The organism is Pseudarthrobacter sp. C1, from assembly GCF_034720455.1.
Lineage (GTDB): Bacteria > Actinomycetota > Actinomycetes > Actinomycetales > Micrococcaceae > Arthrobacter.
This window is the reverse complement of record NZ_JAYESK010000003.1, coordinates 408,045-428,440: the sequence shown is the minus strand read 5'-3', so window position 1 is coordinate 428,440 and position 20,396 is coordinate 408,045. Positions and strand designations below refer to the sequence as shown.

The window sequence follows — 20,396 nt, the reverse complement described above, 5'->3', positions numbered from 1 at the left end:
TCCGCCCAATAATTTCGGATTATCGGGCGGAAAGTGACCCCGCGTTGTTCCTGCGAACTAGACCTGCGCGGCCACGCCGTCGCGGGAGATGTCCACCATGTCCTCGCGCGGCACCACCTTGATGCGCTCGCGCTTGACCTCGACACCGTGGGAGCCGCCGGCCTCCGTGGCGGCTGCGCCAAGGGCGAGCTCGTGCGCGTCCAGCGCCAGCCAGCCTTCCCAGCTGGTGAACTTCACGCCCCGGGCGTCAAGGAGTTCCACGACGGCGTCCTCTGCGGGGACACTGGCCACCGGAAGGTTTTCGCGGTCCTCCAGCAGGTAGGTGACGGTCTCGAGGGCGTCGCCCTTGGTGTGGCCGATCAGGCCCACCGGTCCGCGCTTAATCCAGCCGGTGGCGTAGATGCCCGGCACGTGGGTGCCCGAGGCGTCCAGGACGCGGCCGCCGTCGTTCGGGATGACGCCCTTGGTGTGGTCGAACTCGATCTCCGGCAGGGCGGAGCCGAAGTAGCCGATGGCGCGGTACACGGCCTGGACAGGGTAGTCCACGAACTCGCCGGTGCCGCGGGCGTTGCCCGTGCCGTCCAGCTCGGTGCGCTCGAACCGCATGCCGGCCACCTTGCCCGGGGTCTCGGCGTCGTCATAGATCTCCACCGGGCTGTGCAGGAAGTGCAGGTGCAGGCGGCGGGAAGCCTTGAGCTCGGAGAGGTCCTCGGGCTGCTCGGCGATCCAGTTGGTGAGCGTGCCCACCATGGTCTTGGTCTGGTTGTTCGTCTGGATCTGGCGGTCCGATTCCTCGTCGAACTCGAAGTCCTCCGGGTACAGGATGATGTCCACGTCCTTGGAGTGGGACAGCTCGCGCAGCTCCAGCGGGGTGAACTTCACCTGGGCGGGGCCGCGGCGGCCAAAGACGTGCACGTCCGTGACCGGGGAAGCCTTCAGGCCGGCGTAGACGTTGTCCGGGATTTCGGAGACCAGCAGGTCGTCGGCGTGCTTGGACAGGACGCGGGCCACGTCCAGGGCCACGTTGCCGTTGCCGATCACGGCGATTTCCTTGGCCTCGAGCGGCCATTCGCGCGGCACGTCCGGGTGGCCGTCGTACCAGGAGACGAAGTCTGCGCCGCCGAAGGAGCCTTCGAGCTCGATGCCGGGGATGTTCAGGTCCGCGTCCTTGATGGCCCCGGTGGCGAAGATGACGGCGTCGTAGTGGGTGCGGAGGTCCTCGATGGTGAGGTCGGTGCCGTAGTCCACGTTGCCGAAGAAGCGGATGTCGCCGCGGTCCAGGACCTTGTGCAGGGCGTTGACGATGCCCTTGATGCGGGGGTGGTCCGGGGCAACGCCGTAGCGGATCAGGCCGTAGGGTGCCGGGTAGCGGTCAAAGAGGTCGATGCTCACGGTCAGCTCGCCGCTCTTGACGGCCTCGCTCTTGGTGAGGATGTCCGCGGCGTAGACGCCGGCCGGGCCGGAGCCCACGACGGCGACGCGCAGCGGACGTTCGGCAGAACCTACGGTGGTGCTTGATGACACGGCTGTGTTCCTTTTCTTCGGTCCGTCCCAACTAGGTAGCGCTAAGTGTCGTTATGAGGGTTCAAAACGACACTTGGCGCTACTTAGTTGGGTGGGGGCTACTAGGTTGTGAGGACTCGGGGCTTGCGGGGGCTGTTCGGGGTGGTGGTGCTATAGTCAGCGGTTTTGAAGTGCGACGGCGCGAAAGGGCTCACGCGCACCACGTCACCGATGACAATCACGGCAGGATTTGCGACGCCGGCGGCTTCCGCCTGGTCCGCAATGGAACCAAGGGTGCCGATCGTCACGCGCTGGTCCGGCAAATAGCCGTTTTCCACGATACCAACTGGCGTCCCGTCAGGCAGTCCGGCTTTGCCGAGGGCGGACGCGGATTCGCGCAGCTGGCCCACACCCATCAGCAGGACGATGGTGTGGTCGGGGCGGGCGGGGATTTCAGAGAGTTCCTCGTGGCCGGTCACCACGCTGAAGCCCTTCGCCAGTCCGCGGTGCGTCACCGGGATTCCGGCTGCGGCGGGAACGGAGATCGCCGACGTGACGCCGGAAACCACTTCAACCTCGACGCCGTGCTGCCGGCAGTATTCGGCCTCTTCCCCGCCGCGGCCCAGGACGTACGGATCGCCGCCCTTGAGCCGGACCACCCGGTGGCCTTTGAGGGCTTCCTCGACGAGGATCCGGTTGATCTCCGCCTGCGGCACGGGGTGGTGGCCGGGCGTCTTGCCAACCTCGATCACGCGGACATCGGGTGCAAGTTCGTTCAGGAGTTCGCGGGGGCCCAGGCGGTCGGCCACCACGACGTCGGCCTGGCCCAGGAGGCGGCGGCCGCGGACGGTGATGAGCCCGGTATCGCCGGGGCCGCCACCCACCAGCGCAACGGAACCGCGGTGGGCCCGGCGGCGGCGCAACGGAAGGTCACCCGTTTCGAGGGCGGTAGCAACGGCGTCGCGCACTGCCATGGCACGGCGAGGGTCTCCCCCGGCGTTCACTGCGATCTTGACGTCGTCCACCTCGGCGACTGCCGGGGTCCAGGCGGCGGAGGCCTCATGGTCGGAGGCGTTGACGCACCAGACGCGCTGCGCCTCGGCGTCGTTCGAGACCTGGGCGTCCACGGCGGTATCGCCGGTGGCGGTCTGGACGAACCAGGCGCCGTCGACGTCGGACGGAAGGTAGGTGCGTTGCTCCCAGGTGAGGAGGCCGGCGTCGGCCATGTCCTGGAGCGCGGCGGAGGCAACGGGAGCCACGACGGTGACCACTGCACCGGCGTCAAGCAACCCCTTGGCGCGGCGGGCAGCAACGGGGCCCCCGCCCACCACCAGCACCGGGCGGCCGAGGAGGCGCAGCGCGGTGGGGTAAATATCCTGAATTGCCATGAATCAACGGTAGGGCCGCGTCACAATCGCCCACAAAGGCCGAGCAACACCAGTTCACGCAAGGTAACGCTTCGTCACAAAGCTGCCAGGCCGTCGTCGGTCGCCTTCATGGGGCACATCGGCGGGGCCCAGGGCCGTCTGCCCCCTTGTCCCCGGCGCGTCCGCGCCAATGTGCCCGGTTCAGTTGCTGATGCCGGCGAGGAACCGGCCGCGGTCCCGGATGAGCCGGTGCAGGTAGGGCCGCAGGACCAGCTTTTCGGCTGCACGGCCCAGGAGCCCAAACGGTGCGCTGAACTCCACCCGGTCCGTCATGATGCTGCCGCCGGGCGTGGCCTCGAATTCATGGACGTGGCGGAAGGACCGGAACGGGCCGCGGATTTGCTCGTCCGTGAAGCTCCGCGGGTAGTCCATCTGAGTGACGCGGCTGGTCATCGTGAGCGAAAGCCCGAAATGCCGTGCCCGCCAGGTGACTTCCTGGCCCTCACCGATCAGCCCGGACGTCACGCCGGCCACCGCCCGCTCCCCCGAGCCTTTCTGGGATTCCACGTGGGCGTCGACGCTGCGGGCCAGGTCGAACAGCCTCTCCGGCGGAAGGGAACTCTCGGTGTGGCACGCAAAATTGGCGGTCATGGAGCCAGTCTGCCATCCAGGTCCTTTGGGTCGGCACCTCCCGGGTCCGGCCGAAAATGCGTAACTTTTGGGCCTGATGCAGGACGGTGCCCGCGATACCGCGCGGCGGGAGCAGCCCCGGGCGGTCAGAAGTTACGCATTTGGGTCGGCGGACACGGCAAAGCCCGACGGCGGGAGGTCGCCGTCGGGCTTTGCGGGGTGCGGAAGGCGGGGGTGCTTAGCGGGTGCTGCCGGCCAGGAGGCCGCGGCTGCGGAGGAGCCGCTTCTCGATGGGCCCGAAGACCAACAGCTCTATCAGGATGCCGACGGCGAGGATCAGCAGGATCGCCGACATCACCACGGCCATGTCGGACAGCTGCCTTCCCTGATCCAGCAGGGAGCCCAGGCCGAAGCCGATGGTGCCGCCCACGGCGATGATTTCCGCCGCCATGAGAGACCGCCAGGAGAAGGCCCAGCCCTGCTTCAGGCCGCCCAGGTAGCCGGGCAGCGCGGCGGGGAGGATGATCTGCAGCGCCATCTCCAGCCGGGACGCGCCCAGGACGGTGCCCACGCGCCGGTACTGCGGCGGGATCTGGTCCACACCGGAAATCAGGCCGTTGATGATGGACGGGATGGCGCCCATGAACACCACGAAATACACGGTGGCGTCGGTGAGGCCGAACCAGATGATGGCCGCCGGGACCCAGGCAACCGACGGCAGCACCTGAAGCCCGGAAATCAGCGGACCAAAGGCCCGGCGCAAGGGTGCGACCTGTGCGAGCAGGAGGCCCACGGGCGTGGCGATGGCGACCGAAATGACGAAGCCCACCAGCCCTCGCTGCAGTGACGTCCATACGGATTCCTGCACTTTGCCCTCGCTCCAGAGGACTCCCATCTGGCCCAGCACGTCCATCGGGCCTGGGACCTGATCGCGGCGCTTGAACCCAAGCGAGACGTAAAACTGCCAGATCAGCACCAGCACCACCAGGGCGGCGATGGGCAGCAGGATGCGGCTCCAGTCCACCCGGCGTTTCCGGTCGGCGTCGGACTGCAGGGAGTCCAGCCCGGACTCGAGTTCGCGCAGGTCCTCGCGCCCGGTGGAGGACCGGGTCAGCGCGGCGTGGATGTGGCGGGGCTCGGCCGGTTCGGCGGAAGCTTCGGCCAGGGGCGTTGGGTTACTTGGCATGGCGGCGGATCTCCTCCCGGAGCCGGGCAGTGATGACCCCGGTCAGCTGGCCGGCGAGCCCGGCGTCGGTTCGGTGTTCCTCGGTGACGTCCCACTCCTGGACCACCCGGCCCGGCCGCGAGGACAGCAGCAGCACGCGCTGGCCCAGCCGGACGGCCTCGCGGACGTTGTGGGTCACGAAGACGATGGTCCGCCCGGTTTCCTTCCAGATCCGCTCCAGTTCATCGTGCAGCAGGTCGCGGGTGATGGCGTCGAGGGCGGCGAAGGGCTCGTCCATCAGGAGCAGCTGCCGGTCCTGGGCGAGCGAGCGCGCCAGTGACACGCGCTGGCGCATGCCGCCGGAGAGCTCGTGCGGGCGCTTGTCCCCGGCCGAACCCAGGTGCACCAGCTCAAGGAGTTCCTGGGCCTTGGCCTTGCGCTCAGCCTTGCCCACGCCGCGGAGTTTCAGGGCCAGCTCGATGTTTTCCCGGGCGGTCAGCCACGGGAACAGCGCGGCGTCCTGGAACATGAAGGCGGCACCGTCGCTGGGCACCTCCAGGGCGCCCGACGACGGCGGCTCCAGTCCCGCGATGATGTTCAGCAGGGTGGATTTGCCGCAGCCGGAGGCACCGAGGAGGGCAACGAACTCGCCCTTCCCGATGGTGGCGTTGACGTCGTCCAGTACCGGGGCGCCGTCGCCGAAGCGCTTGCCCAGGTGTTCCAGTACGACTGGCATGGTGCCGTCCTTAAGTTGGTGGGTTGGATCAGTCCTGGCCGAGGCCGGCTGCTGAAATCTTGCTGCTGCCCTGGCCGGCGGGGCCTTCGCCGGCCACGCCATTCAGCGGGCGGAGGTCGAAGAGCCCGTTGATCTCGGCCTGCTTGGTGGTGCCGGCCGCGACGCCGTCGCGCAGCAGCCGCGGGTAGCTTCCGGCCAGCGGGTCCAGCGTGTATGTGATGTTGGCCAGGGACCGGGCCAGGACATCCTCGGCAAGGGCCGCGCCCGCGGATTCCTGCAGTGCCGAGTTGATGACGGAAGCCTTGTCCGCGGCGGGGGCCTCGTTCAGCCAGGCCACCGACTTCGCATGGCCGGCCAGCAGTGCTTTGACGGTGTCCGGATGGTCCGCGGCGAACTTCTGGTTCACGATCAGCACCGTTGTGGGAAACTCGCCCGGCTTCCCGGTGCCGCTGCCGTCCCACAGGTCCTTTTCGTCCACCAGCACCTTGGCTCCGGCCTGGAGCACCAGGCGTGACGCCCACGGCTCAGGCAACCACGCGCCGTCGAGCTTTCCGTCCTGGAACAGCTTCAGCGTTTGCGCGTTTTCCGTGGGGTTGATGGCGACATCGCCGCTGCCGTCAACGTTGGTCTTGTAGCCCTGGCCGGCAAGCCAGGCGCGGAGGGCAACGTCCTGCGTGCCGCCCAACTGCGGGGAGGCGAGGGTCTTGCCCTGGAGGTCGGCGGCCGAGTTGATCTCCGGCTTGACCACGAGTTGGGCGCCGCCCGCGGCAGCACCGGCAATGATCCTGACGGACTCGCCCCGGCTCTTGACGTACGAGTTGATGGCCGGGTTCGGGCCGATGTAGGCGGCATCGATGGCGCCGGCGTTCAGGGCCTCGATGGCTGCCGGCCCGGCGTTGAAGGTTTCGGTGCTGAGCGACGTGCTGCCCAGGGCTTCGGCGAGGAACCCCTCCTTGATGCCAACCAGTGCCGGGGCATGGGTGACATTGCCGAAGTACCCGAGCTTCAGCTCGGCGGCTGGCGTGGGCTCAGCGGCCTGCGCCTCCGTGTTCCGCGAAACGGTGGACGCCACCACGGCCCCGACGGCGATCAGCAGGACCAGTCCGATGGCAAGGGCGGCCTCGACGGCACGCTTGCGCTTGGGTGCTGCGCTTTCGCCTGCCACGATGCGGATCATCCCGGGCTTGGAACTAGTCATTGTTTCACCATAGGGAGAGTCATATTCCCGTTCAATGAAGCCTAAACGGGGGGTCACGCACGTTCATCTAGCGTCACATTCGGCCGCCCTGCCACCGGACTTCCGCGATTCAGTTGCCCTTCACATTGACCAGCTGCCGCAGCTTGTGCCGCACCGTGACCAGGTCCGCGGCGTCGTGCATCACCTGGTCAATGGGCTTGTAGGCTGCGGGAATCTCGTCGATGAAGGCCTCCGACGCCCGGAACTCAATCCCCCGCATGGCCTTCTTCAGCTCCTCCAGGGAGAACGCCTTGCGGGCGGCGTTGCGGGAGTACTCACGGCCGGCCCCGTGGGGCGAGGAGTTCAGCGACGCGGGGTTGCCGCGGCCTTCCACTACGTACGACGCCGTCCCCATGGACCCGGGAATGAGTCCAGGATCGCCGGGCCCGGCTTTGATGGCGCCCTTGCGGGACACCCACACCGACTTGCCGTAGTGCGTCTCCTGCTGGGTGAAGTTGTGGTGGCAGTTGATCCGTTCCAGCTCGCGCACCCGGCCGCGCACCCAGTGGCCGAACCGGGTGGTAACGCGGTCCATCATCTCCTCGCGGTTCAGCAGCGCGAAGTGCTGGGCCCAGCGCAGCTCCGCGATGTACCTCTCGAACTCGGGCGTGCCCTCCTCGAGGTAGGCCAGGTCCCGGTCAGGGAGGTGGACCCTGCTTTTCGTCACCACGCGCTGCGCGACGCCGATGTGGTGCTGGGCGATCTTGTTGCCGACGCCGCGCGAGCCGGAGTGCAGGAAGAGCCAGACCGCGTCGGATTCGTCTGCGCAGACCTCGATGAAGTGGTTGCCCGAGCCCAGGGAGCCCAACTGCAGTTCCCATTTTTCGACATACTGGCCCGGATTGAAGCCGGCTTTCGCGGCCAGCCTCTTCAGCTCCACGATCCGGGGTTCCGCCGTGGGGAGCACTGTCCGGTTGTTGTGACCGGCCGAAAGCGGGATGGCGCGTTCAATGTCCTCGCGCAGCGTCTTGCGGTTCTTGGGAAGGTCCTTAAGCGCGTACTGGGTCCGGACCGCGATCATGCCGCAGCCGATGTCCACCCCCACCGCCGCAGGGATGATGGCGCCGAGCGTGGGGATGACGGAGCCCACGGTGGCGCCCAGGCCCAGGTGCGCGTCCGGCATCAGGGCCAGGTGTGGATAGATGAAGGGCAGCTGTGAGGTCATCACGGCCTGCTCGCGGGTCTTTTCATCCAGGATCGAAGCCCAGTTCAGAAGCTTCGGGTTGATGGTCTCCATGCTCCGCCTCCTTCCAACAACCATACGAGACGACAAAACCGCGGCTTGTTCGCGAATCAGGACCTTGAAGGTCCGGATCTGCGAACAAGCCGCGGCTTCGAAAGGGAGTCCCTAGATGCTGTAGCGCTCGTCCTCGTGGTCGCCCGGGTGGTCCTTGACCAGGCCGGCGGCGAGGGTGTTGCCGTCCAGCGGGTCGATCACCAGGAACGCGCCGGTGCGGCGGTGGTGCAGGTAGTTCTCCAGCGGCAGCGGCGCGGCGAGCCGGAGCTGCGCGTTGCCGATATCGTTCAGTTCCAGGGTGGACGCCGGTTCCAGCTTGAACGATGCCAGGTCCAGCTTGCCTCCAACGTTGCGGACCAGCGCCTGGACAGTGCGGGTGCCGTGCTTGACCAGCACCTTCTGGCCCTCGCGCAAGGGCTTCGGGGACAGCCAGCACAGTGACGCGTACAGGTCTGCGGAGGCCTCGCGGACGGTGCCGGCTGCAGCGATGGTGTCGCCGCGTGCGACGTCGAATTCCTCGGCCAGGCGGATGGCCACGGACTGCGGGGCGGCGGCTTCCTCCAGCGAGGCGCCGGCGAAGTCGATGCCCACCACCGTTGTGGTGCGCGGGTCCTGGCCGGGGGTCAGGACCGAAACCTTGTCCCCCACCTTGACCGAGCCTTCGGTGATCTGGCCGGCGTACGCGCGGTAGTCGCGGTAGTCCTCCACGTCCAGCCCGGCGGCAACGGCGTCCGGTGCCAGGGCGCCCTGCGGCCGGATGACCAGCTGCACCGGGAAGCGGAAGCTTTCCAGGTGGCTTTCCAGTTCGTCGGCGGCCGGCAGGGTCTCAAGGACCTCAAGCAGGGCGGGGCCGGTGTACCAGGGGGTCCGCTCGGAGCGGTCCACCACGTTGTCGCCGTCGAGGGCGGACACGGGGATGACCAGCAGGTCGGTGATTCCATCGGCACCCAGGCCCAGCTCGCGGCCCACCTGCTGCACGTCGGCTTCGATCCCGCGGAACACGGATTCGCTGAAGTCCACCAGGTCGATCTTGTTCACGGCCACGATCACGTGCGCCACGCGCAGCAGCTGCAGCACGGACAGGTGCCGGCGGGTCTGCTCCAGCACGCCCTTGCGGGCGTCGATGAGGACGACGACGGCATCCGCAGTGGACGCGCCGGTCACCGTGTTCTTGGTGTACTGGACGTGCCCGGGGCAGTCGGCCAGGATGAAGCTGCGGCGGTCGGTGGCGAAGTAGCGGTAGGCCACGTCGATGGTGATGCCCTGCTCGCGCTCGGCACGCAGGCCGTCCGTCAGCAGCGCCAGGTCGATCCCGCCGGCAGCCCCGCCGAAGCCGCGGTCCGCGGAGGTGCGGGCAACGGCGTCGAGCGTGTCAGCCAGGATGGCCTTGGAATCGTGAAGGAGGCGGCCCACCAAAGTGGACTTGCCGTCGTCGACCGATCCCGCGGTGGCGAAGCGGAAGAGCGTTGTGGGCAGGGCAGCTTCGAGGTCGCCGGCCGCGCCGGACAAAACTGTGTCGGTGCTCATTTAGAAATACCCGTCCTTCTTGCGGTCTTCCATGGCGGCCTCGGAGATGCGGTCATCTGCACGGGTGGCGCCACGTTCGGTCAGGGTGGAGGCAGCGACTTCAACCACAACGTCGGCCACCGTGTACGCGTCCGATTCGACAGCCCCGGTGCAGGACATGTCCCCCACGGTGCGGTAGCGGACGGTCTTGGTGATGACTTCCTCGTGCGGCAGCGGCTGGGACACCTCGCCCACCGCGCGCCACATGCCGTCGCGGGCAAAGACCTCGCGCTCGTGGGCGTAGTACAGGCCGGGCAGCTCGATGTTCTCACGCTCGATGTAGCGCCAGATGTCCAGCTCGGTCCAGTTGCTGATGGGGAACGCTCGGACATGCTGGCCCACGGTGTGGCGGCCGTTGTAGAGGTTCCACAGCTCGGGCCGCTGGTTGCGCGGGTCCCACTGGCCGAACTCGTCGCGGAGGCTCAGGATGCGCTCCTTGGCGCGGGCCTTGTCCTCATCGCGGCGGCCGCCGCCGAACACGGCGTCGAACTTGTTCTGCTGGATGGCGTCCAGCAGGGGGACGGTCTGCAGCGGGTTGCGGGTGCCGTCGGCACGCTCGGCGAGCTCGTCGCGGTCAATGAACTCCTGCACCGAGCCCACTACGAGCTTCAGGCCGAGGCGCTCAACGGTGCGGTCCCGGAAGTCGATGACCTCCGGGAAGTTGTGGCCGGTGTCCACGTGCAGCACGGGGAAGGGGACCTTGCCCGGCCAGAAGGCCTTGGTGGCCAGGTGCAGCATCACCACGGAGTCCTTGCCGCCGGAGAACAGCAGCGCGGGCTTCTCGAACTCGGCGACAACCTCGCGGATGATGTGGATGGCCTCGGATTCGAGGGTGTCCAGGCTGCTCAGTCGGGTTGAGACGGCGGAGTCGGTCACCTGGGTAGTCTCCTCGGTTAGGAAAGTGCTCATACGTGTAATCCGCATTCTGTCTTGTCGGTACCTGCCCAGCGGCCGGCGCGGGGGTCGTCGCCGGGCGCCACCTTGCGGGTGCAGGGCTGGCAGCCAATGGAGGGGTAACCCTGGGATAGCAGCGGGTTGACGGGCAGGAGGTTGTCGTCCGAGTACTGGACCAGCTGGTCGAATGTCCATGCGGCCACCGGGTTGACCTTGACCAGGCCGTTCTTGTCGTCCCAGCTGACCAGCGGAGTGTTGGTGCGGGTGGGCGCCTCGTCGCGGCGGACACCGGTGAACCAGAGTTCGTAGCCGGCCAGGGTGCGCTGCAGCGGGGCCACCTTGCGGAGGGCGCAGCACTGGGCGGCGTCGCGGGCGAAGAGGTCCTTGCCCAGGAGGCGGTCCTGCTGTTCCACGGTGTTCTCCGGAAGCACGTCCACCACGTTGACGCGGAGGTTAGCGGCCACCTCGTCGCGCGTGGCATAGGTTTCCGGGAAGTGGTAGCCGGTCTCCAGGAACAGGACGTCGACGCCGGGCATCTGGTCAGCGACGAGGGCCGGCAGGACGGCGTCGGCCATGGAGCAGGCGACGGCGACGGCCGGCAGTTCGAAGTTGCGCTCCACCCAGGCGATGACATCGCGGGCGGGGGCGTCCCAGCCGAGCTCGGCCGCGCCGGCTTCGGCCAGGGCCTTGAGCTCTTCCACAGGACGCCTGGCAGGTGCGGGTGCGAGATGTTTTGCCATTACTGCAGTGCCTCCTCGTCTGCTGCGTGGGCCCATTCGGCGAAGGTCTGGCCTTCGGCGCGCTGGGCTACGAAGGTGCGGACTACGCGCTCCACGTAGTCGGGGAGATCGTCCACGTAGACCTTGAGGCCGCGGACGGTGCGGCCCAGGCCTGCTTCCTCGCGGTCGTTGGAAGCCAGCCCGCCGCCCAGGTGGACCTGGAAACCCGGGGAGGGGTCGCCGTCGGGCGTGGGAAGCATCATGCCCTTGAGGCCGATGTCCGCCGTCTGGATGCGGGCGCAGGAGTTGGGGCAGCCGTTGATGTGCAGGGACAGTGCGTGCGGCAGCTCGCCGGATTCTGCGAGGTCGGCCAGGCGGCGTTCCAGCTCGGCGACTGCGGTTGCTGCCGTGTGCTTGGTTTCCACGATGGCCAGCTTGCAGTACTCGATGCCGGTGCAGGCGATGGTGCCGCGGCGGAACACGGACGGGCGGGCGGAGAGGCCCAGCGCATCCAGTTCAGCCACCAGGGGCTCAACCTGTTCCTTCTCGACGTCCAGGACCACGAGCTTCTGGTGCGGGGTGGTGCGCAGCCGGTAGGAGCCGCGGGCCTCGAGGGTGTCCGCCAGCTTGACCAGCGCGGCGCCGGACAGGCGGCCGGCCAGCGGGGTGGCACCAATGAAGAACTTGCCGTCCTTCTGCTCATGCACGCCGACGTGGTCACCGGGCGTGGTGGGCTTGGGCGCGGCGGGGCCGTCGGCCAGCTTGTAGCCGAGGTATTCGTCCTCGAGGATCTGGCGGAATTTCTCCGGACCCCAGTCGGCCATCAGGAACTTCAGGCGGGCCTTGGTGCGCATGCGCCGGTAGCCGTAGTCGCGGAAGATGCTGGTGACGCCGAGCCACACGTCGGCAGCCTGCTCCGGCGTCACGAAGGCACCGAGGCGCTTGCCGAGCATCGGGTTGGTGGACAGCGCGCCGCCGGCCCAGAGGTCGTAGCCGATGCCAAGTTCCGGGTGGCGGACACCCACCAGGGCGAAGTCGTTGATCTCGTGGACCACGTCCTGGCTGGGGTGGCCGGTGATGGCGGTTTTGTACTTGCGCGGCAGGTTGGACAGCAGCGGGTTGCCGATGAACCGCTCCCCCAGTTCCGCGATCAGCGGCGTGGGGTCGATGATCTCGTCCTTGGCGATGCCGGCCACGGGCGAACCCAGGATCACGCGGGGAACGTCGCCGCAGGCCTCGGTGGTGGACAGGCCAACACCTTCCAGGCGGGTCCAGATCTCGGGGATGTCCTCCACGCGGATCCAGTGCAGCTGGATGTTCTGGCGGTCCGTGAGGTCAGCAGAGTCACGCGCGAAGTCCACGGAGATCTGGCCGATGACGCGCAGCTGCTCGGTGGTGAGCGCCCCGCCGTCGATCCGAACCCGGAGCATGAAGTACTTGTCCTCGAGCTCGTGCGGCTCCAGGGTTGCGGTCTTGCCGCCGTCGATCCCGGGCTTGCGCTGGGTGTACAGGCCCCACCAGCGGAACCGGCCGTGCAGGTCCTGGCCGGGGATGGCGTCAAAGCCCTCTTTGGAATAGATGGTCTCGATACGCTCGCGCACGTTGAGGCCGTCGTCTTCCTGTTTCCAGGTTTCGTTGGCGTTCAGGGGCGTTTTGCCGTCCACTTTCCACTGCCCGTGCGGCTTCGCGGCGGGGCGGTTGGTGCGCGCGGGGCGCTTGGCGGCAGCGGAGTCCGCGGACGCTCCGGCTAGAGCTGTATCAGTCATGCATCGACTGTAGGTCCCGCCCGAAGTGCGTCACAAAGGCCCGGAAACGCTAAGTCACCTAGGGAAATATTTCGTCACGAAACGCCGGACAGCCTTGAAGAAGCCACCCTCCTGTGTTTCGGGCTCCGGTTCTGCGGGGGCTTCCCGGGGCTCGGGGGCCGGGGCGGCGGCCGGCGCCTGGGCCGCGGTTTCGCGGGCTTTTGCGACGGCGGCGTCGTACCGTTCCAGCGCGATCTCGGCCAGCACGGGGGACGGCAGCAGGGGTTCGGTCACAAGGTCGGCCCCGGCCTTGGCGAGCTGGTCGTGGAAGTAGCCCGGCGCCAGGAGGTAGGAGGCAATCACCACGCGCCCGCCGACGTCGACAGCCCCCGCGGACTCACCCGCCCCGGCACCGCCTTCCAGTTCCTCGCGGAGCATCGCGACGGCGTCGGGCACGGACGGCTTGGCCGAGGCACCATAGGCCGCCACCATCCGGTTGGACCGCAGTTCGCGGAGTTGGCCCAGCAGGTCTTCGACGCTGACCGCGGCGTTGGGGTTGGAGGAGCCCGCGGCGGCGAGCACGATCACGTCGTTGTCCGTGACACCGGCCTCCCGCAGCCGCTGGTCCAGCAGCGCGGCCAGGCGCGGATCCGGCCCCAGCGGCGCGGCAGCAGCACTGCCCGGCCGGCTCTTCACGGCCCGGGCGATGTCCACCTTGACGTGGTAGCCAACGCTGAGCAGCAGCGGAACCACGACGGCGGGTTCACCCTCGGGCAGGCCGGCCACCACATCCACCAGGTCCGGCTGCTGGACGTCCACATAGGCTTCCCGGACATCGAGGCCCGGGCGGAGGGCGGCGATGGCGGCGCGCAGGGCGTTGACCTCCGCGGCTCCCTGTGTGTTGGACGTCCCATGGGCGCAGGCGATCATGATGGGGCTGTTCATAGGGGCTAGCGTAACGTTGGAGCCGCCCTGTCCGCCCTCTTTAAACCGCCGGGACGCTCCATGACATTCCCTTTTGACATCGCCCTGGTATGGCTGGACCTGGCCGGCATCTTCTTCTTCGCCGTGTCCGGATCGCTGCTGGCGGCCCGGAAGCAGTTCGATATCGTGGGCTCGCTCCTGCTGGCCTCGCTGGTGTCCCTCGGCGGGGGCGTGATCAGGGACATCATCCTCGCCGTCATCCCGGCCGCGTTCACCAACCCCGCGTACCTCGTCCCGCCGGTGCTGGCTACAGTCCTGGTGTACTTCCTGTTCCCCGCGTTCCAGCGCTTCACGTCCCTGCTGGTGCTGTTCGACGCCGGCGGGCTGGCCCTCTTCTGCATCACCGGCACACTGAAGGCGCTGTCCTTTGGCGTGAACCCCCCGGCCGCGGTCCTGCTGGGGGTCACAACGGCGGTGGGCGGCGGGCTGCTCCGGGACATCACGGCCAACGAGGTGCCACAGCTGTTCAACCCCGCGGACCTGTACGCGGTGCCCGCGTTTTGCGGGGCCGCGCTGACCGGAGTGCTCTGGGTGACCGGAACCTTCAATGCGCTCACCGCATGCGCCGTTGCCGCCGTCGTATTTGCCTTCCGGGTGGCAAGCTGGCGGCGGTCCTGGCGCATCCCCCTGGCCGTCCACGGCTGGCACCGGGCTGAGGCCGACAGCGGCGAATCGCGGGGCCGCGATTAGCTAGGATTGAACCATGACTGACATGTTCCTCGAGAAATTCCGTGCGCTGGTTCCAAAGTATCTCGAGGACGAATGGCAGGCAGAGGACGGGCTGACTCCGGAGGAGCTGGACAAGGCCCTGGCCGACCACCAATTCCAGATTCCCCTGGTGCTCCGCGAGTTCTACCTGGCCGTTGGCGGCTGCGAGGACCTGATGGAGGCGTACCACTACTTCTGGGATCCGGACGAACTGGAAGTCGACGACGAAGGCTTCCTGATGTTCCTCGAGGACGAGGAAGAGGAATACACCTGGGGGTTCCGCATGGGAGACCTCAGCGTCCCGGACCCCATCGTGTACCGCCGCAACAACGCCCGCGGCCAGTGGAAGTCCGAGGAAGGCACCTTCTCGGAGTTCGTGTTCGACATGTTCGAGTGGGCCTTCGAGGACGACGAAGACTAGGTTCCGGCCGGAAATGCGTGACTTATAAAGCCGGCACTCTGGCAGATCCCTGAGTTTCCGGGAACGGGCAGCCGTGGCAGGGCCAAAAGTTACGCATTTCCGTAGCCGCCATCGGCAGGACGCGCCGGAAAGACACCTCTGCGCCTCAACTCGAGGACAGACAGGACCTCTGCGACCATCGCCTCCGGCGCATGGACCACGTCCTCGTAGTAGTAGCGGAGCACCAGATAACCGCCCAGGATGCTCCGGTTGTTCCGCCGCTGGTCCTTCTTGACTGAACGTGGTTCAAAGTGGGTTGAGCCGTCGGTCTCCACAACAAGGCACTCCTCGATAAGGAAGTCCACCTCCCCCACCCCTGGAATATTCACGTGCCTCCGCACTCTGAGCCCAGCTCTGGCAAAGTGCGTATTGGCAAGCACTTCAAGCACTGAGTCCGCCCTGGGAATCACCAGGTCCAGAAGCTTCCTTGCCTTGCCATTGCGCTTGCCACCACAGCTGGCGTAGAGGAACTCGAGAGAGATGTCGCCGCGTCCGGCAGCAGACTGGATCATTATCAGAGCCTCCAGCTCGGGTAGGCAACGCATGCTATGCAGCAGGACGTCTGCCAGGCCCACAACAGGAAGCCAGCCGTGCCTCGGATGTCTGGGCCGCCCATGCTCCACCACTCCCGGGGTGCGCACCGGATGACTGCGGCAGATGTGCAAGGCCGGGTCACTCTTCAAGGTCCACAACCCGTATACGGGTGCAGCAGACACACACGTCAGAAGCCCTCCCCGATTCATGGCCTGCTGCAGGGGATTTGCTGCCGGAATGGCGTAAACGCCGCGGCTGGACTTCACGATCCGGCCACTGGCCACGGCACCCCTGACGGCTGCCCGTCCAAATCCGGCCTTTTCCAGATGCGATGTCCGGGCCACGCCACCGCGGCGCTGAAGATAGTCGCTGATGTCCACCACGACAGCGTCACCCGAGGCGGCCCGATCCGCGAGGCAGGGCAGGAGCTATGTGGACGAAGACTGAGCGTCACTCAAGGAAAGTGGTCCCGGACGCGTATCTTTTGGCGCCTTTCGGTCATTTACCCACCGGCCGCAATATGGCTTCAACGCCTGTGACAAAAGAGGTAACAACCTACTTGCGCGATGTGACAAAGCTGTCATAGACTATTCACGGATCCGCTAAACGCCTCCGGCGGGTCTGATGCGAACGGAGAGATAGCCTCGGTTCAAAGCAACGTATGACTCGTATCGTTGCGGAGAACCGGGGCTATCCCGTTTAACCCATCGATTGCTCCATACCTGCCGTTATGTGGCGCCAAAACGCCATCTGCACAGCAATCGATGACACGGAAAAGCCCGGCACCTTCTGCGGCAACCGGGCTTCCACGCAGGCACGGGCTAGCTGGCGCGGTCCACCACAGCAAGCGCGAAGTTGGACAGCGAGTCCTTGACCACGCCTTCGGGCAGCGGCGCGAGGGCGGCGATGGCTTCATCGGCCCACCGGCGGGCAACAACCCAGGACTCCGCAGTCACGGGGTGCTCGCGCAGCCCGGCGACGGCCTCGGCCAGCGCCTCATCCGAGGACAGGTCCCCGTCAATGAGCCGGAGAAGCCCGACGGCGGACTGGTCACCGTCCGCGGCAGCCTTGCGCAGGAGCAGCACGGGCAGGGTGGGAACACCTTCGCGAAGGTCGGTGCCCGGGGACTTGCCGGACTTGACCTTGATCCCGGTGACATCGATGACGTCGTCCGCGAGCTGGAAGGCCACACCCACCTTCTCGCCATATTCCACCAGGACGGGCTCGAACGCGGGATCGGCGTTGGCGAAGATGGCGCCGAGCTGGCCGGACGCCGCCACCAGCGAACCGGTCTTGTCAGCAATCACGGAAAGGTAGTGCTCGATCGGATCTTCATCCGGACGCGGCCCCACGGTCTCGTGCAGCTGGCCCAGGCACAGCCGCTCGAATGTGCGGGCCTGGATGCCGAGGGCCCGCGAACCGAGTTCGGACACCAGGATTGAGGCCCGCGCGAAGATCAAGTCGCCGGTGAGCACCGCCACCGAGTTGCCCCAGACCTCATGGGCCGTGGGCGCGCCGCGGCGGAACGGGGCAGAGTCCATGACGTCGTCGTGGTACAGGGTGGCCAGGTGCGTCAGTTCCACCACGACGGCGGCCTGCACCACGGCGGGCAGGGAAGCGTCGCCGAGGTGAGCGCACAGCAGTGTCAGCAGGGGCCTGATGCGCTTGCCGCCGGCTTCCACCAGGTGCCGCGACGTGGCATCAGCCAGGGGATCAGAGTTGGCGATCGCTTCACGGAGTTTTTTCTCCACGCGTGCCAGGTTGTTGGTGATGGCCGGGCCCAGCTCGGCGTCTCCGGCAATGGCGGCGAAGCCCGCAGGCAGCTGCAAACCCGTAGCGATGGCGGTGGTGTTGAGGCTGGGTTCGGAATCCGGCAGGCCGTGCCCGGCGTGCGTCCAGCTGTGGTCTGCGGCGTTGGTCACGGGTTAACCCTAACTTTTTGTAGCGGATACCGCTGATTGGAGTCTGCAGGGGCGGGCTTTGTATTGGATGTGGCCGGAACCAGAGACTCCAGGACGCGGATTACCCGGTCCTCAAAGCCCCTCGCGGACGGGTCCGTGAGGTTGGCCAGGAGCCTGACCACAAAGCGCATCAGAACCGGGATGGGCATGCCGGTGCGCAGCGCGAGCTTCATGACGGCCGGCTTGCCGATCAGCGCGGCGAAGGCCCGGCCGAGGGTGAAGTGCGAGCCCCACTGGTCCCGCACATAGTCCGCGTACCGCGCAAGGTGCGCGTCGGCGTCGTACGTTCCTCCCGCTGCCAGCGAGCGGGAGGAGGCGTCGACCAGGAACTCGGCGGCGAAGCGGGCGGACTCCATGGCGTAGGAGATGCCCTCGCCGTTGAACGGGGACACCATGCCGCCGGCGTCGCCCAGCAGGAGCAGCCCCGGCGAATAGTGCGGGGTGCGGTTGAAGCCCATGGGCAGCGCTGCGCCGCGGATCTCGCCCACCTGGTTTTCCGGCGTGAAGCCCCATTCGGAGGGCATGCCGGCGGTCCATTCGCGCAGGACCTGCTTGTAGTCGAGCTTGCCGAATTCCTTCGAGGAGTTCAGGATGCCCAGGCCCACGTTGGAAGTGCCGTCGCCCACGCCGAACACCCAGCCGTAGCCGGGCAGCAGTTTGCCGTCGCGGCCGGGCAGCTCCAGCCAGCCTTCCATCCAGTCGTCGTCCGTGCGCGGCGAGGTGAAGTAGGTGCGCACGGCCACGCCGAGCGGGCGGTCGTCCCGCTTCTGGATACCGAGTGAGACGGCGGTGCGGGTGGAGTTGCCGTCCGCTGCGAGGACGACGTCGGCACTGAAGTCGCGCGTCTCCCCCGCCTTGCGTCCGGACTCGTCCAGGAGCGCTGCGCGGACCCCGGTGACCCGGCCGCCGCCGTTGCGCAGTGCTTCGGTGACGCTGTGCCGCTCAAGGATGGTGGCACCGGCGGCCTGGGCATGGCGGGCCAGTTCCTCGTCGAATCCCAGCCGGGTGCGGATCAGGCCGTACTGCGGGAAGTCGGACACCTCGGGCCAGGGCAGTTCGATGGTGCGCCCGCCGGCGATCAGGCGCAGGCCCTTGTTCCGGCGCCAGCCTTCTCCCTCGGGGTGGGGCAGGCCCAGCTTCTGGATTTCACGGACGGCGCGGGGGGTGAGGCCGTCGCCGCAGACCTTCTCGCGCGGGAAGCTCGTTTTCTCCAGAACGGTGACGTCGATGCCCGCCTTGGCAAGGTAGTACGCGGCGGTGGAGCCGGCCGGCCCCGCGCCGACAATCAGTACCTTCACAGGTCAGCGGACGATGTTGCGGCGCAGCTTGGCCACCGGGCCCTTGTGCGCGGCGATGGCGGCAGCCGCATTGTCCGGGGCCGGCCCCGCAGGCTTGAACGCGCGGTGGACGGCCACGATCCCGCCGGAAAGGTTGCGGTAGGTGACCTGTTCCCACCCGGATTCCTGCAGCCAGGCGGCCAGGTGGTCCTGGTCCGGCCAGGCGCGGATGGACTCAGCGAGGTAGACGTACGCGTCCGGGTTGGAGGCCACCTTCGTGGCGATGGCCGGCAGGGCGCGCATCAGGTATTCGGTATACATGGTGCGCCAGAGCGGGATCACCGGCTGGGAGAACTCCGCGATGACCAGCTTGCCGCCCGGTTTGGTGACGCGGAGCATCTCCTGCAGCGCCTTCTTCGGCTCGTTGACGTTGCGGAGGCCGAAGGAGATCGTGCTGGCGTCGAACGAGTTGTCGGCGAAAGGCAGGTTGGTGGCATCCCCGGCAACAAAATTGATGTCCGGCCGGCGGCGCTTTCCAACCTTGAGCATTCCCAGGGAGAAGTCGCAGGCCACAACGTCTATTCCAGCATCGGCATACGGCTCGCTGGAGGTGCCGGTACCGGCTGCCAGGTCAAGGACGCGCTGGCCTTTGCTGACGTCCATGGCTTCCACCACAACCTTGCGCCAGCGCCGGGTCTGCCCCAGGGACAGGACATCGTTGACGACGTCGTATTTCGGTGCGACGTCGTCAAACATCGTGGCTACTTCGTCCGGACGCTTATCCAAGGATGCTCGGTTCACCATGCCATTGTCTCAAATGTTCGGGAAGGTCCGGACCAAGGCGGCATGGAGTCAAAGCTTCGCGAGGAATGCCCTGGTATCCGCGGCCACCCGCTCCGGGCATTCCCAGAGGACCACGTGGCCGGTTCCGGCGTACGTTTTCAGGACGGAGCCGGGTATGCGGGCTGCCAGGAGTCCCTGCTGGCTGCGGGGCAGGAGGCCGTCCTCCTCTCCCCACAGGATCAGCGTGGGCGCGCGGATGGTTCCGGTTTCGGTGGGCGGTGCCGCCAGGCAGAGCCCCGCAAGCACGGACTTCCACACGTGCGCGGGCATTTTCAGCCCATCCGCCACCCGGTCATCGAGGTACCAGCCGGGCACGGCCTGGCCCAGGGGAAACCACAGCAGCGACTGACGCACCCAGTCCTCGTCGAGCGGGTCGGCCAGGGCGTCCACTTCGTCGGCGAACGCGGGCCGGCCTTGAAGGGTCAGCGGCGAACCCACCAGGAGCAGGGCATCAACACGTTCAGGCTGCATCACAGCCAGCTGCTGGGCCACGTAGCCCCCGCTTGAGGAGCCCAGGACGGCGGCCGATTCAAGAGCCAGTGCATCGAGGATGGCCGCCACGTCCCGGGCCTGGTCCTCCAGCGAGTAGCCGTCGGCAGGCTTGTCCGCGTCTCCCTGGCCGCGCAGGTCAGGCGCGAGGATCCGGAATCCCTCCAGAAGCGGGGCCAGCCGGTCAAAGCTCCGGCGCGATTCCCCCCAGGCATGGAGCAGCAGCAGGGGCCGCGCCGACGCGTCCCCCTGGATCAGGCACGGCACGTGGATCCCGGTGCTGAGGAACAGCTGGCGGACTTCGGAGTCCATGACTGAAGGGTACGCCCGCCCCCGCCGCC

At 67.3% G+C, this 20,396-nt stretch carries 19 protein-coding genes and 1 pseudogene; 2 read left to right on the top strand and 18 right to left on the bottom strand.

Going from position 1 to position 20,396, the window contains the following annotated elements:
* Window positions 1–57: 57 nt before the first annotated feature.
* The 12 genes from U7114_RS07110 to U7114_RS07055 all read right to left on the bottom strand — a co-directional run bounded on the left by U7114_RS07110 (window position 58) and on the right by U7114_RS07055 (window position 13,744).
* Window positions 58–1,524 carry an FAD-dependent oxidoreductase gene (locus U7114_RS07110; RefSeq protein WP_311217191.1) on the bottom strand — a complete coding sequence of 489 codons (1,467 nt, stop codon included), beginning with the start codon at window positions 1,522–1,524 and terminating at the stop codon, window positions 58–60.
* 101 nt (window positions 1,525–1,625) lie between these two features.
* Window positions 1,626–2,891: a uroporphyrinogen-III C-methyltransferase gene (cobA, locus tag U7114_RS07105; RefSeq protein ID WP_321214158.1), complete on the bottom strand. Its 1,266-nt coding sequence runs from the start codon at window positions 2,889–2,891 to the stop codon at window positions 1,626–1,628.
* Between the two features lie 180 nt (window positions 2,892–3,071).
* A complete protein-coding gene (locus U7114_RS07100) occupies window positions 3,072–3,521 on the bottom strand; it encodes an SRPBCC family protein (protein WP_323056938.1) in 450 nt (149 codons plus the stop codon).
* Between the two features lie 217 nt (window positions 3,522–3,738).
* On the bottom strand, window positions 3,739–4,686 hold the full coding sequence (locus tag U7114_RS07095; protein WP_157241526.1) for an ABC transporter permease: 948 nt from the start codon (window positions 4,684–4,686) through the stop codon (window positions 3,739–3,741).
* Complete coding sequence (locus U7114_RS07090; protein WP_157241525.1) at window positions 4,676–5,401, bottom strand: ABC transporter ATP-binding protein; 726 nt, start codon at window positions 5,399–5,401, stop codon at window positions 4,676–4,678. Before U7114_RS07090 ends, U7114_RS07095 begins: the two co-directional genes overlap by 11 nt.
* Window positions 5,402–5,429: 28 nt before the next feature.
* The gene (locus tag U7114_RS07085; protein WP_323057012.1) at window positions 5,430–6,578 is read right to left on the bottom strand and encodes an ABC transporter substrate-binding protein; all 1,149 of its coding nucleotides are present in this window, start codon (window positions 6,576–6,578) and stop codon (window positions 5,430–5,432) included.
* Window positions 6,579–6,708: 130 nt separating this feature from the next.
* Window positions 6,709–7,875, bottom strand: coding sequence for an RtcB family protein (locus U7114_RS07080; protein WP_323056937.1), 1,167 nt, complete (start codon window positions 7,873–7,875; stop codon window positions 6,709–6,711).
* 111 nt (window positions 7,876–7,986) lie between these two features.
* Window positions 7,987–9,402: a sulfate adenylyltransferase subunit 1 gene (locus U7114_RS07075; RefSeq protein WP_323056936.1), complete on the bottom strand. Its 1,416-nt coding sequence runs from the start codon at window positions 9,400–9,402 to the stop codon at window positions 7,987–7,989.
* Window positions 9,403–10,350 carry a sulfate adenylyltransferase subunit CysD gene (gene cysD, locus U7114_RS07070; protein WP_323056935.1) on the bottom strand — a complete coding sequence of 316 codons (948 nt, stop codon included), beginning with the start codon at window positions 10,348–10,350 and terminating at the stop codon, window positions 9,403–9,405. It abuts the gene before it with no gap.
* On the bottom strand, window positions 10,347–11,075 hold the full coding sequence (locus U7114_RS07065) for a phosphoadenylyl-sulfate reductase (protein WP_323056934.1): 729 nt from the start codon (window positions 11,073–11,075) through the stop codon (window positions 10,347–10,349). Before U7114_RS07065 ends, cysD begins: the two co-directional genes overlap by 4 nt.
* Window positions 11,075–12,820, bottom strand: coding sequence for a nitrite/sulfite reductase (locus U7114_RS07060; protein ID WP_323056933.1), 1,746 nt, complete (start codon window positions 12,818–12,820; stop codon window positions 11,075–11,077). Before U7114_RS07060 ends, U7114_RS07065 begins: the two co-directional genes overlap by 1 nt.
* A gap of 54 nt (window positions 12,821–12,874) precedes the next feature.
* Window positions 12,875–13,744 carry a sirohydrochlorin chelatase gene (locus U7114_RS07055; protein WP_323056932.1) on the bottom strand — a complete coding sequence of 290 codons (870 nt, stop codon included), beginning with the start codon at window positions 13,742–13,744 and terminating at the stop codon, window positions 12,875–12,877.
* A 60-nt stretch (window positions 13,745–13,804) separates the two neighbouring features.
* On the opposite strand from U7114_RS07055, the gene U7114_RS07050 reads away from it, so the two are divergent.
* Both U7114_RS07050 and U7114_RS07045 read left to right on the top strand, forming a co-directional pair.
* Window positions 13,805–14,473 (top strand): trimeric intracellular cation channel family protein, encoded by a 669-nt coding sequence (locus U7114_RS07050; protein ID WP_321214164.1) that lies wholly within the window; start codon window positions 13,805–13,807, stop codon window positions 14,471–14,473.
* 13 nt (window positions 14,474–14,486) lie between these two features.
* Window positions 14,487–14,912 (top strand): SMI1/KNR4 family protein, encoded by a 426-nt coding sequence (locus U7114_RS07045; RefSeq protein WP_157241517.1) that lies wholly within the window; start codon window positions 14,487–14,489, stop codon window positions 14,910–14,912.
* A gap of 89 nt (window positions 14,913–15,001) precedes the next feature.
* Here U7114_RS07045 and U7114_RS07040 read toward each other — a convergent pair whose 3' ends face one another.
* From U7114_RS07040 to U7114_RS07015, 6 genes and pseudogenes are all read right to left on the bottom strand, one after another.
* Window positions 15,002–15,463 (bottom strand): endonuclease domain-containing protein, encoded by a 462-nt coding sequence (locus U7114_RS07040; protein ID WP_323057011.1) that lies wholly within the window; start codon window positions 15,461–15,463, stop codon window positions 15,002–15,004.
* A gap of 267 nt (window positions 15,464–15,730) precedes the next feature.
* Window positions 15,731–15,865: pseudogene (locus tag U7114_RS07035) on the bottom strand (type IV toxin-antitoxin system AbiEi family antitoxin domain-containing protein); the annotation flags it as partial.
* 441 nt (window positions 15,866–16,306) lie between these two features.
* Window positions 16,307–17,407: a polyprenyl synthetase family protein gene (locus U7114_RS07030; protein WP_321214165.1), complete on the bottom strand. Its 1,101-nt coding sequence runs from the start codon at window positions 17,405–17,407 to the stop codon at window positions 16,307–16,309.
* Complete coding sequence (locus U7114_RS07025) at window positions 17,404–18,744, bottom strand: geranylgeranyl reductase family protein (protein WP_323056931.1); 1,341 nt, start codon at window positions 18,742–18,744, stop codon at window positions 17,404–17,406. The genes U7114_RS07030 and U7114_RS07025 overlap by 4 nt, the downstream gene beginning before the upstream one ends.
* 3 nt (window positions 18,745–18,747) lie before the next feature.
* Window positions 18,748–19,524 carry a demethylmenaquinone methyltransferase gene (locus tag U7114_RS07020; RefSeq protein WP_323056930.1) on the bottom strand — a complete coding sequence of 259 codons (777 nt, stop codon included), beginning with the start codon at window positions 19,522–19,524 and terminating at the stop codon, window positions 18,748–18,750.
* Between the two features lie 51 nt (window positions 19,525–19,575).
* Window positions 19,576–20,367, bottom strand: a complete 792-nt coding sequence (locus U7114_RS07015; RefSeq protein WP_323056929.1) for an alpha/beta hydrolase — start codon at window positions 20,365–20,367, stop codon at window positions 19,576–19,578.
* Between the last annotated feature and the right edge of the window lie 29 nt (window positions 20,368–20,396).